This window comes from Gilvimarinus sp. 1_MG-2023 (genome assembly GCF_030548285.1).
Genome location: NZ_JAUOSC010001914.1, coordinates 1 through 229 on the forward strand (window position 1 = coordinate 1; position 229 = coordinate 229).

The window sequence follows — 229 nt, forward strand, 5'->3', positions numbered from 1 at the left end:
GGTGGAGTACCTGAAAAGGAGTCCGCTATGACAAAGGATATACCGGTAAATGCTGAGGCCCTGGATAGCAGCAGCCATTATCTGCTGCAGCTGGAAGGCAAGTTACGTGCAGCGGTTGAGCTGCGACCAACCCGACTAACCGACAATTGGTTGCTTCTTGTGCACTTGTTTTACGATGGCGATACGGCCGGCACCACCAGTTTTAACCTGCATGGTTACAGCCGTGAGG

At 52.8% G+C, this 229-nt stretch carries 1 pseudogene; it reads left to right on the forward strand.

Annotated elements, in window-relative coordinates:
• Positions 1–27: 27 nt before the first annotated feature.
• Positions 28–229 (forward strand): annotated as a pseudogene (locus Q4563_RS23345) (hypothetical protein); the annotation flags it as partial.